General features: G+C 37.7%; 21 protein-coding genes. 6 read left to right on the forward strand and 15 right to left on the reverse strand.

Annotation, left to right across the window (positions count from 1 at the left end; all coding sequences use genetic code 11):
• Positions 1–91 precede the first annotated feature (91 nt).
• Positions 92–682 (reverse strand): RsfA family transcriptional regulator, encoded by a 591-nt coding sequence (locus tag AC5WOE_RS06585; RefSeq protein ID WP_496049504.1) that lies wholly within the window; start codon positions 680–682, stop codon positions 92–94.
• 321 nt (positions 683–1,003) lie between these two features.
• On the opposite strand from AC5WOE_RS06585, the gene AC5WOE_RS06590 reads away from it, so the two are divergent.
• Positions 1,004–1,219, forward strand: a complete 216-nt coding sequence (locus tag AC5WOE_RS06590; protein WP_496049951.1) for a DUF2626 family protein — start codon at positions 1,004–1,006, stop codon at positions 1,217–1,219.
• A 42-nt stretch (positions 1,220–1,261) separates the two neighbouring features.
• On the opposite strand, the gene AC5WOE_RS06595 is transcribed toward AC5WOE_RS06590, so the two are convergent.
• From AC5WOE_RS06595 to AC5WOE_RS06620, 6 genes are read right to left on the reverse strand one after another with little or no spacing between them, the layout of a single operon-like run.
• The gene (locus AC5WOE_RS06595) at positions 1,262–2,326 is read right to left on the reverse strand and encodes a class I SAM-dependent methyltransferase (protein ID WP_496052183.1); all 1,065 of its coding nucleotides are present in this window, start codon (positions 2,324–2,326) and stop codon (positions 1,262–1,264) included.
• Positions 2,302–2,622, reverse strand: a complete 321-nt coding sequence (locus AC5WOE_RS06600) for a rhodanese-like domain-containing protein (protein WP_496049502.1) — start codon at positions 2,620–2,622, stop codon at positions 2,302–2,304. The genes AC5WOE_RS06595 and AC5WOE_RS06600 overlap by 25 nt, the downstream gene beginning before the upstream one ends.
• 17 nt (positions 2,623–2,639) lie before the next feature.
• Entirely contained in the window at positions 2,640–3,164 is a 525-nt protein-coding gene (resA, locus tag AC5WOE_RS06605) for a thiol-disulfide oxidoreductase ResA (RefSeq protein ID WP_496049501.1), read from the reverse strand.
• A gap of 17 nt (positions 3,165–3,181) precedes the next feature.
• Positions 3,182–3,901 (reverse strand): cytochrome c biogenesis CcdA family protein, encoded by a 720-nt coding sequence (locus tag AC5WOE_RS06610; protein ID WP_496049500.1) that lies wholly within the window; start codon positions 3,899–3,901, stop codon positions 3,182–3,184.
• Between the two features lie 18 nt (positions 3,902–3,919).
• Positions 3,920–4,480, reverse strand: a complete 561-nt coding sequence (locus AC5WOE_RS06615; RefSeq protein WP_496052184.1) for a TlpA family protein disulfide reductase — start codon at positions 4,478–4,480, stop codon at positions 3,920–3,922.
• Between the two features lie 15 nt (positions 4,481–4,495).
• Positions 4,496–5,122, reverse strand: a complete 627-nt coding sequence (locus AC5WOE_RS06620; RefSeq protein WP_496052185.1) for an MBL fold metallo-hydrolase — start codon at positions 5,120–5,122, stop codon at positions 4,496–4,498.
• 57 nt (positions 5,123–5,179) lie between these two features.
• Here AC5WOE_RS06620 and AC5WOE_RS06625 point away from each other — a divergent pair, with 57 nt between their 5' ends.
• Together AC5WOE_RS06625 and AC5WOE_RS06630 are read left to right on the forward strand one after the other, a co-directional pair.
• Complete coding sequence (locus AC5WOE_RS06625) at positions 5,180–5,695, forward strand: YhcN/YlaJ family sporulation lipoprotein (RefSeq protein ID WP_496049497.1); 516 nt, start codon at positions 5,180–5,182, stop codon at positions 5,693–5,695.
• 240 nt (positions 5,696–5,935) lie between these two features.
• The gene (locus AC5WOE_RS06630) at positions 5,936–6,688 is read left to right on the forward strand and encodes a M15 family metallopeptidase (RefSeq protein WP_496052186.1); all 753 of its coding nucleotides are present in this window, start codon (positions 5,936–5,938) and stop codon (positions 6,686–6,688) included.
• 27 nt (positions 6,689–6,715) lie between these two features.
• Here AC5WOE_RS06630 and AC5WOE_RS06635 read toward each other — a convergent pair whose 3' ends face one another.
• From AC5WOE_RS06635 to AC5WOE_RS06660, 6 genes are all read right to left on the reverse strand, one after another.
• On the reverse strand, positions 6,716–7,291 hold the full coding sequence (locus tag AC5WOE_RS06635; RefSeq protein WP_496052187.1) for a hypothetical protein: 576 nt from the start codon (positions 7,289–7,291) through the stop codon (positions 6,716–6,718).
• A 197-nt stretch (positions 7,292–7,488) separates the two neighbouring features.
• Positions 7,489–7,797, reverse strand: coding sequence for a magnetosome magnetite crystal formation protein family (locus AC5WOE_RS06640; RefSeq protein WP_496049494.1), 309 nt, complete (start codon positions 7,795–7,797; stop codon positions 7,489–7,491).
• Positions 7,798–8,213: 416 nt separating this feature from the next.
• A complete protein-coding gene (locus AC5WOE_RS06645) occupies positions 8,214–8,492 on the reverse strand; it encodes a hypothetical protein (RefSeq protein WP_496049493.1) in 279 nt (92 codons plus the stop codon).
• A 23-nt stretch (positions 8,493–8,515) separates the two neighbouring features.
• Positions 8,516–8,782: a YlaH-like family protein gene (locus AC5WOE_RS06650; RefSeq protein ID WP_496049492.1), complete on the reverse strand. Its 267-nt coding sequence runs from the start codon at positions 8,780–8,782 to the stop codon at positions 8,516–8,518.
• Positions 8,783–8,831: 49 nt separating this feature from the next.
• Positions 8,832–9,557: a glycerophosphodiester phosphodiesterase gene (locus AC5WOE_RS06655; RefSeq protein WP_496049491.1), complete on the reverse strand. Its 726-nt coding sequence runs from the start codon at positions 9,555–9,557 to the stop codon at positions 8,832–8,834.
• 116 nt (positions 9,558–9,673) lie between these two features.
• On the reverse strand, positions 9,674–9,865 hold the full coding sequence (locus AC5WOE_RS06660; protein ID WP_496049490.1) for a YkzI domain-containing protein: 192 nt from the start codon (positions 9,863–9,865) through the stop codon (positions 9,674–9,676).
• A gap of 235 nt (positions 9,866–10,100) precedes the next feature.
• Between AC5WOE_RS06660 and AC5WOE_RS06665 the strand changes: the two genes are divergently transcribed.
• Positions 10,101–10,727, forward strand: a complete 627-nt coding sequence (locus AC5WOE_RS06665) for a YktB family protein (RefSeq protein WP_496049489.1) — start codon at positions 10,101–10,103, stop codon at positions 10,725–10,727.
• Between the two features lie 101 nt (positions 10,728–10,828).
• A complete protein-coding gene (locus AC5WOE_RS06670) occupies positions 10,829–12,319 on the forward strand; it encodes an aminotransferase class I/II-fold pyridoxal phosphate-dependent enzyme (protein ID WP_496052188.1) in 1,491 nt (496 codons plus the stop codon).
• A gap of 98 nt (positions 12,320–12,417) precedes the next feature.
• Here the strand turns inward: AC5WOE_RS06670 and AC5WOE_RS06675 are convergent, their stop codons facing one another.
• The gene (locus tag AC5WOE_RS06675) at positions 12,418–12,531 is read right to left on the reverse strand and encodes a GapA-binding peptide SR1P (RefSeq protein ID WP_240873783.1); all 114 of its coding nucleotides are present in this window, start codon (positions 12,529–12,531) and stop codon (positions 12,418–12,420) included.
• An 80-nt stretch (positions 12,532–12,611) separates the two neighbouring features.
• Positions 12,612–13,049 (reverse strand): hypothetical protein, encoded by a 438-nt coding sequence (locus AC5WOE_RS06680; protein WP_496049487.1) that lies wholly within the window; start codon positions 13,047–13,049, stop codon positions 12,612–12,614.
• Positions 13,050–13,158: 109 nt separating this feature from the next.
• On the opposite strand from AC5WOE_RS06680, the gene AC5WOE_RS06685 reads away from it, so the two are divergent.
• Positions 13,159–13,551: a DUF1885 family protein gene (locus AC5WOE_RS06685; protein WP_496049486.1), complete on the forward strand. Its 393-nt coding sequence runs from the start codon at positions 13,159–13,161 to the stop codon at positions 13,549–13,551.
• Positions 13,552–13,620 lie beyond the last annotated feature (69 nt).

Below are 13,620 nucleotides of genomic sequence, written 5' to 3' on the forward strand. Positions count from 1 at the left end.
ATTTCCCCTCTATCGTATCAAATTTCCTCGGGCAGCGTCGATTCTTTTAAAATAAAAAACTGCCGACTCGGTTTGTCAGCAGTACATAAAGTTATTTCGGTTCTTTTTCTAAATCTTCGTTTCTTGCAGCTAATTTCCTCGCTCTATCCATAATTTGCACCAATGTGCGATAATCTTCATTTACCAACTGGTAATCTGACTCTACCTCATTCAATTGTTCTTTCATCACTTTATTTTCCTGTTCCAAACGCCTTAGCTCATCTTCTCTTTCATATAACTCTTGTTCCAGTTGTTTTTGTTGTTTCTTTAATTCCCCTACTTCATTTTTATGCTGACGTAAAAATCGGATAACATGATCTAGTGAATATTCATCCTCATATGATTCCAATGTTGGAGTATTATCTACCCGAACACTACTAAGAGTTATAGGAGTTGTATAACGTACCCTTTCTTGCCCACGTCGTTGACGTTCTGTCTTCGCTACTTGTATTGCTGAATCATAATTTTTACGAACAGAACTATTCCAACGAAAACCACAAGCTGCTGGAGTTCTTCCCAATCGCTCTGCTACTTCTTCAAATGCAGATAATTGTGTACCGCCATCACGAATATGTCGCAAGGTTACTTCAGCTAATACCATATCATCTTCAGATGACCAAGCATCTTGACGCTTTACAGCCATATTCAAACCTCCTATTCTAAGCAATATTTTTGACTGTTTTATCCTATGCTTAAAAACCGAACAATAGTATATCTCTATCCTTTTTATATCCTCAAATTGCTAGAACTATACGTTTTATGGGGATTTACAAATATATTTTTTCAAGAATGATGCAAAATAATATGTAAAAAGAGTTATGTTAGTAACTAGTGCCATAACACTACTTGAACCAAATTTCTGAACTGGGTATAATAAAGATTGCTTGAGCGGAAGCTCTTCATAACGGTAATTATTTCTTGACTCATCTTGATCTATTTGAAAGGCTGTGGTTTTGTGGATCGCATGTTTCGTGTACTCGGTTTTTGGGCCTTAGCAATCGCTTTGATGTTTATTGCTGGCCATATGTACACTCAAGCAGGACTCTTCATCTTCCAAGCCATCTTGTTTGTAGTGCTTGGTTACCAACGTTTCACTGAAAAAACTTACATGTACTTATTTGGTAGTTACATGCTAATCTCTTTCTGTGGTATGGTTGCATACGCAACTTTTGTTTATTAAAACTAAAAGAACCCTTTGCAGTTTAGGGTTCTTTTTTCTCCTCTATTTTTTTTGTATGAGAACATGAAAATGCTCTCCCATCCCGAGCATAAGCTGTTTGATTGCATTTCGATAGAGCGGATTGGTGTAAGATAATATTCCTGCAACTTGTAAAAACTTCGCTTGGGTTCCATAAAAACTAGCAGTTAAACCAACTTCTTCTCCCCAATTCATTAGGTCTTCAAAATTGACATGGGCTGTGATATCCACTACTCCTAATTTTTGATAGGCATCAAACACATGTTGATGATTTTGGTAAAACCGTACAGTTCCGTCTAAATATCGAATACCACGCAGTTCCCTAGATAACCCACCATAATCCAGTGTCCAAATCATCCCAGACTCCAAGTTATTTGCAACTTCTTGTATCCAAGATTTAGCGTGAAGATTCACTTCTATCTGTTGTTCTTCTACTAGATCATCCTTAACGGAGTCTACATATTGCACTAATGCTTTCTCCGACAGCTCCCCATATACTTCTACAAAAGTTCCATTTTGCTCAGAAACATAAATCTCCCACCACTTTCCTTTTTTCCAAATCAGGCGGTGTACTGGAAAGGCATCGATTAATTCATGTTGATAGACAATGGTAAAGGGAGCATGAGGTATTTCCTTCCACTGATGAACCCACTTGACGTCATAAGGTATATCTTTCATCCTTTTTTGCTGCAAAGATCGATGATAATTACTTTTCTCTAGTGCAAACACAACAACCGCTGATTTTGGGACGGATTTTTGATGAAATTGATTTGCGATCTGCTCCATCAATCTGCCGTCGCCTCCTCCTACTTCAACCAATTGAAGAGGATCGGATGGCTTGGATTCTTGCCAATATTGCAAAAAATAATCCGCCAAAACACGTCCGAATAGCTTACTAACATGAACATTGGTAAAAAAATCGCCCGTTTTCCCTAATTTGGGAATGGGCTTCATGTAATAACCATAAGAGGAATGATATAAAGCAAGTTCCATCATTTTTGCAAAAGGTAATTGTTGATGAGAAGTTTGTCGCAAATGGCTGCGAATCACTTGCGACATCCCCTCTATCTGTGTAGACGACCAGTCCACTCCAATAAGCCTCCTTCGAGATTATACAGCTTTTCAAATCCCTGTTCGGAGAGTATTTGGGCTGCAATCTGACTGCGCATCCCACTTCGACAGATCAATAAAATATTTTCATTTTTATGAGGAAGTAATTCTTCATAGCGTACTTCCATTTCATCGTATGGGATATGGATGGAATTTTCTACATGTGCATCCTCATATTCTTCTTTGGTGCGAACATCCACAAAAACATAATTATGTTTTTCCTCTTCAAACTTTTTTCCAAAAACAGATGCAGGTATATGTTGGTATTTTTCCATAATGATCACTCCATATTCTAAGATGTTATTTGATCAATAAGTTGTTGCAATTGACTCAATTGCAGGGGACCTTCCACTCTCTTTACAATTTCACCATCTCGATTGATAAAAAAAGAACTAGGAATTGGTCCGATCTTGTATTGTTTTACTACTTCCCTATCTTTATCCATCCAGATGGGGAAAGTAAGTCCCATTTGTTTAGCAAAATTACTCACAGGTAACTCATTCTCACGGATATTAACTGAAACAACTTCAAATCCGCGGTTTTTATTTATGATGTAAGCTTGTTGAATCGCTGGCATTTCTGTCTTACAAGGTGGGCACCAAGTCCCCCAGAAGTTAAGCATAATTGCTTTGCCTTTTAGTTCCGAGAGGCTTCTTTGTTTCCCATCGAGTGTAGTAAGGGTGAAATCTGGAGCTTTATCACCTTCTACTGGTTTTCCACCCGTATCCGTAGAAACCTGGTAGATTGCATATCCTACCAATCCAATTAAGCAAAGCAGCAATATCCTTCTCACCCAATATCTCGTCTGTTTCTTCATGTCTATTCCCCTTCAGACTAAAACCCGGTAAAACCTCCGGTAAGATTGGTAAACCAAGTGATAATGGTGGTCATTTGATTGGTATATAAAATAATACCAAATAAAATCAACAGTCCTCCTCCAACCTTCATGACTTGGTTTGAATATTTGAGTATCCATTTGGTTCGTCCAATAAAAAAGGCCATTATGAAAAAAGGAATTGCAAATCCGAGCACATACATAGTGATATACAAAAAGCCAATCCCTAACTGTGCCTTAATGGTAATAATAGCGAGCACAGAAGCGAGTATTGGTCCAAGACAAGGTGTCCAACCAGCCGCAAAACTGATACCAATCAGCATAGAACTGAGATAACCAAGACCTTGTTTGGACACATCCCATTTCTTTTCACGCATCATAAATTTTGGCTCAATAATCCCAGTGAGAAATAAACCCATAAAAATCAACAAGACGCCACCGAGCATACGTATCAAATCTTTATAATTTACAAATGATTGGCCAATCCAAGAAAAAGTAAAACCTAACGCATAGAAAACAAGGGAAAAACCAAGTAAAAAGAAGAAGGTGTGGATCATCGTTAACTTTGTAAGATGTGTAGAGCGACCTTCTTCTTTTAACTGTGAGACAGAAACCCCAGTTATGTATGACAAATAGGAAGGATAGAGCGGCAGACAGCAAGGTGAAACAAATGACAGCATTCCTGCTGCAAATGCTAACCAGATTGTTACTTGTTCCATGATGAAAATTTATCCTCTCTACGATAACACATCATCTAGAATATCTTGCAGTTCTTCTTTACTCATTTCACCAACGACTTTATGTGTTATCATTCCAGTTGAATCGATGACAAAGGTAGTTGGAACACCAAGCAATTGATAGTGATCTGTTCCAATTGTCTGGCCATCTTCATTTTCTTGATCCAAAATAACGGGATAAGTATATTTGTACTGTTTCATAAATTTTTTGATGTTTGGTATGGTGTCTTGTGAAGTCTCATTTACCATTCGAAAATTTATTTGATCTTTGTTTTCTTGGTATGCCGTTTCTAAAAAAGGCATTTCATTTTTACAAGGATCACACCATGATGCCCAAAAATTGATAATCGTAGGTTTACCATTGGTTTGATACAGTTCCACTTGCTTACCATCTAGCATTTTTAGTTTAAAGTTTGGTGCACAGTTTTTCACTTCAATTCCGATATCTCCTTTGCAGTTTGCATACTGGACTACCGGTTTTTGATTTGCGGAAGCATCGTATACAGCATAAATTACTGCAATGAGCAGAACAAATATAAGTAAAGTGCGAATCAACTTCAACAGGCTTCCTCCTTCTTAGGAAAAAAACGGATTGGTATTTCGTTCATGACCAATCGTCGTTGATGGACCATGTCCTGGATGGACTACAACTTCATCTGCTAGTGTAAACAATTGAGTTTCAATGGACTGAATCAATGTTGTATAATTCCCATCTCGAAGATCCGTACGTCCAATCGCTCCATTGAACAAAGCATCCCCTGAAATGACCATATCTCCAACAAAAAGGGAAATACTACCGGGTGAATGACCTGGTGTAAACAATACTTTAAAGTTTCTCCCCATAAAGGAAAGGGTTTCTCCACCTTTAACCACTGTATCTGCAGGTTCAAATGACATGAGCTCTTCTCCAGCTAATGCAGCTGAACCATTAAGAACAGGATCACAAAGCCAAGCTTGTTCGTTTTCATGTACAATAACAGGAGCACTCGTAAGTTTTTTTAATATTCCTAATCCGCCAATATGATCAAAGTGTGTATGCGTTAAACAGATCGCTTCTATGATTAGATCCAATTGCATAATTCGATCCGTTAAAACTGTTGGGTTCATCCCTGGATCGATTACAACGCCTTTTTTACTCGTTTCATCATAAAGCAGATAGCTATTAGTCGCAATAGGTCCTAATACATATTTTTCCACCTGCATGAAGAACTCTCCTTTGAGCAAACTAAAGGATAACTGACAGAAAGGAGTTATCCATAGATGATTGCTTTTATTCGTTTGATTGGTATATTTAGTTTGACCGCAGGGCTTTTATTTGGATGCGCACAACAAAAATCCGCTCCAAATAAAGTCACACCCAAAACTCAAAAGATTTCTTATACCCAACGGGTAAAACAAACTGTTCCCGCCCCTCAGTATAACAAATCTTCCCGGAATGTTTCCAATCGACTTGAACAAATCGCTAAGCATGTGCCTCATGTAAAAGATGCAACTGCTGTTTCGGTTGGAAAATACTCGATTGTTGGTCTTGATCTAGAAGCAAATTTGGATCGAGGTAGAGTTGGGACAGTGAAATACTCTGTCGCCGAGGCTTTACGCAAGGACCCTGTTGGTGCAAAAGCTCTCGTTACTGCTGATACTGATTTAGTACAACGTATTAAAAACGTAGCTAAAGATGTACGTCAAGGTAAACCTATTTCTGGGGCCTTACAAGAATTAGCAGCTATTGCGGAACGAATTACACCACAACCTACTAAAGTAGTCCCTAAAAAATAAGATAACCTTCTGATTCGTAAAAAAGTCATTCTTAAATAGAATGGCTTTTTTATTTTTTATTGAAAACTTCTCATTTCCTCTATATTTACCATTTGATTTATTCCCTCTTTTTCTTTACCATAAATATATTAAATAGGTGTCTGTTGAAATCTAAACATTTTATGTTTTTGCTTATCAACCACGCTACCTACTCCTATCGCATAATTCTTAAAATCACACCTACATTAGGAGAATCACATAATGAGAAAGCAATTTGCAATCTGCATGACCTTTTGTCTGATTTCTCTGGTATCGTTTGGATGTACCAATCAAGCAGAACCTTCCAAACTAAAAGTTACACCGGAATCGACAGTAGTACAAACGAACCAGCAATCGAGTAACACCAAGGTTCCAACTCCCAAACAGTTACAAATAGTAACTCAACCTGACAATATCTCTGTGTTGGTAAACAAATACAATAAATTACCAGAAACTTTCAACCCAAAAGATTTGATTTTCCCAAAAATACCCTTTCTTGCAAGTGCTGCTACCGAAAAACGCAAACTACGCAAAGAAGCAGCGATTCAGCTAGAAAAAATGGTGAAAGATGCAAAAAAGGATAATATTTTTCTCAAAGGAGTTTCTGGATATCGCTCCTATCAAACACAAAAAGCACTCTTCAATAATTATGTAAGTCGTGATGGATATAACAAAGCAAGAACTTACAGCGCAATCCCCGGAACAAGTGAACATGAAACAGGTCTTTCCATCGATATGACAGGTAACGATGGAACATGTGCAGCAGAAGATTGTTTTGCTAAAAAACCAGAGGCAAAATGGTTAACAGAACACGTACAAGAATATGGGTTTATTATCCGCTATCCCAAAGGCAAAGAAGCAATTACTGGATATAAATACGAACCTTGGCACATACGCTATGTTGGAGTAAAAATAGCAAAAGAGATCACCCAAAAAAAGATTACTTTAGAGGAATATTATGAAACAACATCCTAAAATAAATAAGAATAGCAACAACATTCGTTAAGAATAGTTGTTGTTTTTTTGTGCCATATAAGATGGTATCTCTGTAAGTTCAAAAACGTCTAAATCTGGAAAAACCCTCTGCTGGTATTCCAATAGCAAATGCTTTAAATGAAAGAGTGAGATGATAAGACTTTCTTCAAGTGACAAGGAAATCGCAACTTTATATTTTTCACTCCAATCTCTCGGCCAAGGAAGTAAGATAATTGCATCGAGGTGAGCAATAGCAGGTGAGCAATTAGAAAGAAATGGATTCACTGTTCCTTCTGGAACCCCATAAAATTGTAGGGGTTCAATCTCTCTCGGATTAAATGTATGACTTCGAATTCGTTTCAGATTTAATAAATGAGCTGCTTCTTTATGTAGAGAACGATGAATTCGAAAATCAGCAACACCCGTCCAAAGAACAAGTCTATTTGTAGTATTATCTGCCAACTTACATGTGATTGTTTTTTGTACAAGGCATCCTTTTGGTAATACTGCTTGAGTTTCGGCTGCACTTCTCGTCGGTTGATGAAAGAAAGTGGTCGATGGGATATTTACAAGTTTACAAAGATTCACTAAATCTGCTTCCATATCTTGTTCCTCCATTGTCTATCATCTGCTCTGATAAGTTCCACATTATAAAAATCAAAATTCCGAATGATGTTATTTGCAGTATAACAGACAATTAAACAAACAAAATATAAAAACATTTTTTATATTAATATAATACGAATTCTAAAAAAAGAGAGGATAGAACTTCAGTTCCATCCTCTCTTTCCTTTGTATTTTTAATGAATAAACCATTTCACAATCGGATATTGGTATTGGCGATCTTGCAGGGCATAGATAATACCCATAATTGGACAAATAATTGCCATCAACCCGAAAATAATCAGGAATGGTACACCAATCAGAATGAAGGAGAAAAACCACGATACCGCAATCAATACTACCATGATCAAATGAAAAAATATGGCTTGTAGGGAAATACGCTTCACAGATCGATCTTGGATGATAAAGAAGACAATACATGGGAGTAAGATTGGAGCAAACCATGTACTAGCATGCACCAAAATTTTTATACCCTTGTTATCCAATTTAACCTCTCCTTTTCTTATAGTTACCTCTATTTTATTGAAAAACAATCCATTTTGCTTGGGAGATAAGTTGTATTCTTCTCTACATCTTAAGTCGTATATACATTGTGAACCTCTCACGACTGAAGTCGCAAGGTGTTTTCGCCACAAAAATAAAAAGAGAGTAGTAACGGAAATGTTACTACTCTCTTTTTATAATGAAAAAATTTGGTGTATACTTAAGGATATATGACCTGTTTGCTCAGAAAGGAATTATTGATTCTGATGAAAGTAATTTGTATCCTTTGTGATGAACCTTTTACACCTACTAAATCGCAAGCAAGAAAAATTATAAAACATCCCCATAAAATTCAGATCTGTGAAGCTTGTCATCATCGAATTTCGGCAAAAGTAAATATGCATCGTATCGAAAAAACTTAGTGACATTGATTATATTTGGGCTCTTCGGTTATATCTTTTAATAATTTTTCCGCTAACTCTCTAGGGAAAGAGATCATATGCTCTTCCCCTTTTTGATGATAAGAGACATGATATATCTGATCTTCTTTTTTCATCTCTACATTCATTATCTCATGATCTTCTTCCAGCATGGTTTGAAAAAAGTCTACTGTATCCTTTGCAGATACATCACTTGGTCTAGCTTCCCAGACGACTTTGATTTGCAGCCAATTAAACAGAGCATCTTTTTGTTGCACCTCTCAACACTCCCACTGTAACCCTATTTTACCTGTTTTTTACTATACCAGAGCCGAACACGTGTCACAACAATTATAGCTACTGTTATCAATAAAGCCTGAATCATAGGAAATTGTGCTAATTGCATAATCCAAAATAACACACACCCGATTGCTAATACAAAATAAACGACGAGCGATTTTAAAGGTGGTAATTTTCTAGCAAATGCTACCTTATAAATCACTACACTAAGGATCAAAATAATAAAGTATAACGTCCATGGAGGGACTACAGAAATCCAGCTGAACAATGTGAACGACACTCCCTTGTCTATCCAAAACTACTCCATCATTTCTACTCTAACATTCCATATCTGTGTGTTCAATTACTCGACGTAATCTGTCCGGATAATTGGTAATAATTGCTTCTATCCCGATCGATGCAAGTCGAAACATCTCTTTTTCTTCATTTACCGTGTAAGCTCTTACTGCCACACCATTCTTTTTACATGTATCATAGAGTTGCTGATCAATCGCAGAATAATGAAGGTGTAATTGATGGATATCCACAGCCTTGGCATACTTCCAAGGTTCATAGAGAACACAATCGAGAAGAAAGGCAATATTCCATGAGGGTCTGTACTTTTTTAACTCAAGTAAACATGGATGATAAAAAGAAGATATAATAACCCTTTGCTCCATCCCATAATACTCTACTAAATTTACTACCTCTTCTACCAGATTAGGATAGCGAATATATTGATTTTTCAACTCAATATTCACCATAATAGATGTATCGAAAAATAATTCCAAAACATCGGAGAGTTTTGGAACGGTTTCATTTGGCAAAGTGAGCAAAGAATTTTGAGAGATTTGATCATAAGATAATTGACTGATCCAACCTGTTCCAGAAGTCGTACGATCCAGCGTTTCATCATGGATAACTACTACTTCCCTATCAAGGGTAAGATGAACATCCAATTCAACTCCATCTACATTTGCCTCTCTCGCCATTTGAAAAGCCGTCATGCTATTTTCCATCGCTCTTCCCGAATAACCGCGGTGAGCAAAAATCTGAATAGCCATATATCCAATTCCCCCTTGTTTTGCCATTTGTTCAATATATGCCATAATGAGATTGTTATCTTCTTTTATAATAGGAAAAACCACTACTAATGGGAAGTAGCGGTTTTTTTGGGTTTTTACAATGCTTCTAACATCAACATTTCATGGCGTATTTCTTGTAATCTTTTTTTACATTGATCTATTTTGTGTACGCTATTTTCTAGCATTGCTTCGTACAACAGGGACAGCTCATAATCCAATTCCATACGTAATACGGGAATTCGTTTCTCCGGATCTCGGCACTTGAAAGCTCGAATGACATCTTCCATGTAACCACTGCACCCCTTTTCTTTTTACTAACAAGTGGTAATGGAACCACTTGATAACAGGATGCCCCGAGCTCATTTGAAATAAACACATGGAGCCAGTCCTTTTTGGAGATTAAGTTAGTATATGAATGGATGGAAAGAAGGTAACGGTATTTGATGAGAAGAAAACAAGAAAATAGTAAAATTTAATTCTTTCAACATACTAAAGAAGATAAAAAGAAAGGATGGATGGATCATGACATTCCCTATTTTTACAGAACAGGATTTTCATGTGTTCGCGATTGATGGATTGGAGACAAGAATGGAGGCACTGCAAAGGGACATTCAACCGAAATTTTCCACAATTGGAGAACATGTCTCTGCCCATTTGACTAGCAAATTAGGAGATACCGTCTACACCCATATTGCAAGACATGCTAGAAGGACTGTAAATCCACCAGAAGAAACATGGGTCGCTTGGGCTACCAATAAACGAGGATACAAAGCACATCCTCATTTTCAATTAGGTTTACGGGATACATTTGTCTTTGCTTGGTTTGCGTTAATCTATGAATGTGAACAAAAGCAACAATTTGCAAACAACTTCTTGAAAAACGTACAAAAATACAGTAAACAAATACCAACAGACTTCTACATTTCTTTCGATCACACGATTCCGGACGTCACTCTAGTTAAAACATTGGATATAGAAAATTGGCAATCGATAATGCAACGGTTAGCCACCGTAAAGAAAGCGGAATTTCTCTGTGGTATGCTCATCCCCCGTAAAGAAGCGGTAAGTCTTAATGGCAATGTCCTCCAAAAGAACATAGAAAAGACGTTTGATCAGCTTTTGCCTCTTTATCATTTGTCGTTCGAATAAAAATACATAAATATCTTATAATTATCATTTACCTTCATGTGTATTTCTTGTACAATAGGCTTGTTTTGTGATTACGAGTAGAAAGCAGGGCCGAAAAAATAATGAAGCAGTCCAACCAGAATAACACCCCACTTTTTACCAAATTAAAAAAATATGCCAATTCCAATCCATTACCTTTTCATATACCTGGACATAAAAAAGGCCAAGGCATGGATAAAGAATTTCGTGAGTTTATGGGAATGAATGCTTTATCCATCGATTTAATAAATATTGAACCATTGGATGACTTACACCAGCCACAAGGAATCATTGAACAAGCACAGAAACTAGCAGCTGAAGCATTCGGCGCAGAACGAACTTTTTTTTCTGTGCAGGGAACAAGTGGGGCCATCATGGCGATGATCCTTGCCACTTGTAAACCTGGAGATAAAATTATCGTCCCACGCACTGTCCATAAATCGGTACTCTCTGCAATTGTATTTGCAGATTGCAACCCGATCTTTATTCACCCAGAGTTAGACCCGATGCTCGGAATCGCACATGGAATCACTCCGATGCAAGTTGCAGCAGCAATCGAACGGAATCCTGATGCTAAGGCAGTTTTGGTGATTAATCCTACTTATTTCGGCTTTACTAGTAACTTACGAGAAATTGTACGAGTTGCACATGCACACAACATTCCGGTTTTGGTAGATGAAGCACACGGGGTTCACACACATTTTCACTCCGAACTTCCTGTTTCAGCAATGGATGCTGGGGCAGATTTAGCAGCGACTAGTGTTCATAAACTTGGAGGGTCACTCACGCAAAGCTCCGTATTAAATATGCAAGGAAATTTGGTTGATCCTCAGCATATACAGGCAATAATGAGTATGCTGACAACCACTTCTACGTCTTATATCTTATTAGCTTCATTGGACACTGCTCGGAGGTATTTGGCCATTCATGGAGAAGCTGCACTGACTCGTACGCTGCAGTTAGCTAGAAAAGCACGCAAACAAATCAATCAGACTGCTGGACTTATCTGTGTAGGACGAGAATGGTTAGGCACGGAAGCTCGATATGACCTAGATGAAAGCAAACTATTGATCCATGTGGGGAAACTTGGCATCAGCGGGCATGAGGCTAGTGATTGGTTACGAGATCATCATCAGATTGAAGCAGAGATGAGCGATTTGTATAACATTCTCTGTCTGGTGACACTAGGGGATACAGAGGAAACCATTAGCGGTCTAATCAATGGGCTCCAAGACTTAGCAAATACTTTCGCAGGGAAAACGTGGGCGGAAAAAGAATCGATCTCACTGCCAGATATACCAGAACTCGTCCTCAACCCACGTACCGCATTTTACAGTGAATCCGAATCGATTCCCTTTCAACAAGCAGCTGGAAGGATTATCGCTGAGTTTATTTTTATGTATCCACCAGGAATCCCTATACTACTGCCAGGTGAACGGATTACCGAAGAAAACATCGCTTATATTGAGAAAAACAAAGCAGCGGGACTGATTGTCCAAGGAACCGAAGACCCATCAGTGGAAAATGTTCGTGTGATTCGTTCTCATTGGACAAGACGTGTGCACCGAGATTAAATTTACAGCAAAAAGCCAGATATCACATAGAGGATATCTGGCTTTTATTACTTCTGAAAAAAAGCCCACCAATGGGTGGACTAGTATAACCTATTTCTTTACTCTTGATGATCCTCATGACAATGATCACAAGTACCGTATAACGTACCTACTTTATCAGCTTCTTGAAAGGCAATAATTTCTTCACAGGTTTGGCAGACGATGGTTTCCATTTACCCATCTTCCTCTCCGTCATATTAGTATGTGCCTTTATTATATTTATGTTATACTATTTATGTCAATAGGCTATCATTTATTTATATTTCTGCAACTTATTTTCCAACAGAGATGCTATTTCACTAAAAAACGTGTAATCATCATCATCTACTCCATCCTTTGTATCTGTTGTGATGATGATCTCACCAATCAAATGATGGCCATAATAAAATGGAACACACAATTGGGTAAATGTGTTATCCGTATGAGATGATAAACCACCGCGTAGGGCTGCAATGCTCAGCACGGTTTCTCCAAATGGAATCTTCATCGGCAACATTTCTATTCCTTGATGAAATTGACGTTCAAAGTGATCTTCTTTGGTCAAGTAAATGGAAACGCTTTTATATTCATCCACTTGATCGTAGACAAGTTGACATACTGCCTCGTAAAAAACGGTATCATTTCCTTTCCAGCCATCTGCTACGGAACCAATTTCCGCCCGCAGATCATCAAACAAATCCGATTTATCCATAAACCCAACCCTTTCCTAACATTGCTAGCGGTTAGTGTATCATATTCAATTAAGTGGTACAATTCAGAGGAGTAAATGAATTCCCTTCAAGAAAGGATGGACAATCTTTTTGAAAAAAAGCGCTTACATTCGACGAACAGAAACGATTGAACTAGCAGATGTTCAAGACACGCTGAATTACTATCGAGAAATGACCCGCAACACTGGAAAACAGCTCGCTTGGGATTATGAAGCAGCCGCTTTCCCCTACACGATGGAAGCAAAGGAAACAGAGGGTACTAAATACTTACTTCTAACTGGAAATGATCCTCATCTAAACAACCATATGGTGATTGGAGTAGGACAAAAGGAAGACAATCAGCAATATTATGTACAAATCGTCCTACCAGAGGATGCTACTCATCACGATGTAGCCAAAGGAAACGAGTATGCAAAATTTATTGCTAAACAACTCAAAGGGGAATTGCAGTTGTTTAATGGACGAATCATGGCTTATTCCTAACTAAAAAGCGGAAATGTCTTCTGACATCCGCTTTTTTCTATGTTTTATAAATTTTTTTCTATTTCATTT

The organism is Shimazuella sp. NTD248, assembly GCF_059510395.1.

Excerpts from the sequence above, each read along its gene's own strand:
- AC5WOE_RS06585 (WP_496049504.1), bottom strand. The coding sequence starts at position 682 with ATGGCTGTAAAGCGTCAAGATGCTTGGTCATCTGAAGATGATATGGTA.
- AC5WOE_RS06590 (WP_496049951.1), top strand. The coding sequence starts at position 1,004 with ATGTTTCGTGTACTCGGTTTTTGGGCCTTAGCAATCGCTTTGATGTTT.
- AC5WOE_RS06600 (WP_496049502.1), bottom strand. The coding sequence starts at position 2,622 with ATGGAAAAATACCAACATATACCTGCATCTGTTTTTGGAAAAAAGTTT.
- resA (WP_496049501.1), bottom strand. The coding sequence starts at position 3,164 with ATGAAGAAACAGACGAGATATTGGGTGAGAAGGATATTGCTGCTTTGC.
- AC5WOE_RS06610 (WP_496049500.1), bottom strand. The coding sequence starts at position 3,901 with ATGGAACAAGTAACAATCTGGTTAGCATTTGCAGCAGGAATGCTGTCA.
- AC5WOE_RS06620 (WP_496052185.1), bottom strand. The coding sequence starts at position 5,122 with ATGCAGGTGGAAAAATATGTATTAGGACCTATTGCGACTAATAGCTAT.
- AC5WOE_RS06625 (WP_496049497.1), top strand. The coding sequence starts at position 5,180 with ATGATTGCTTTTATTCGTTTGATTGGTATATTTAGTTTGACCGCAGGG.
- AC5WOE_RS06630 (WP_496052186.1), top strand. The coding sequence starts at position 5,936 with ATGAGAAAGCAATTTGCAATCTGCATGACCTTTTGTCTGATTTCTCTG.
- AC5WOE_RS06635 (WP_496052187.1), bottom strand. The coding sequence starts at position 7,291 with ATGGAAGCAGATTTAGTGAATCTTTGTAAACTTGTAAATATCCCATCG.
- AC5WOE_RS06655 (WP_496049491.1), bottom strand. The coding sequence starts at position 9,557 with ATGGCTATTCAGATTTTTGCTCACCGCGGTTATTCGGGAAGAGCGATG.
- AC5WOE_RS06660 (WP_496049490.1), bottom strand. The coding sequence starts at position 9,865 with ATGGAAGATGTCATTCGAGCTTTCAAGTGCCGAGATCCGGAGAAACGA.
- AC5WOE_RS06665 (WP_496049489.1), top strand. The coding sequence starts at position 10,101 with ATGACATTCCCTATTTTTACAGAACAGGATTTTCATGTGTTCGCGATT.
- AC5WOE_RS06670 (WP_496052188.1), top strand. The coding sequence starts at position 10,829 with ATGAAGCAGTCCAACCAGAATAACACCCCACTTTTTACCAAATTAAAA.
- AC5WOE_RS06675 (WP_240873783.1), bottom strand. The coding sequence starts at position 12,531 with ATGGAAACCATCGTCTGCCAAACCTGTGAAGAAATTATTGCCTTTCAA.
- AC5WOE_RS06680 (WP_496049487.1), bottom strand. The coding sequence starts at position 13,049 with ATGGATAAATCGGATTTGTTTGATGATCTGCGGGCGGAAATTGGTTCC.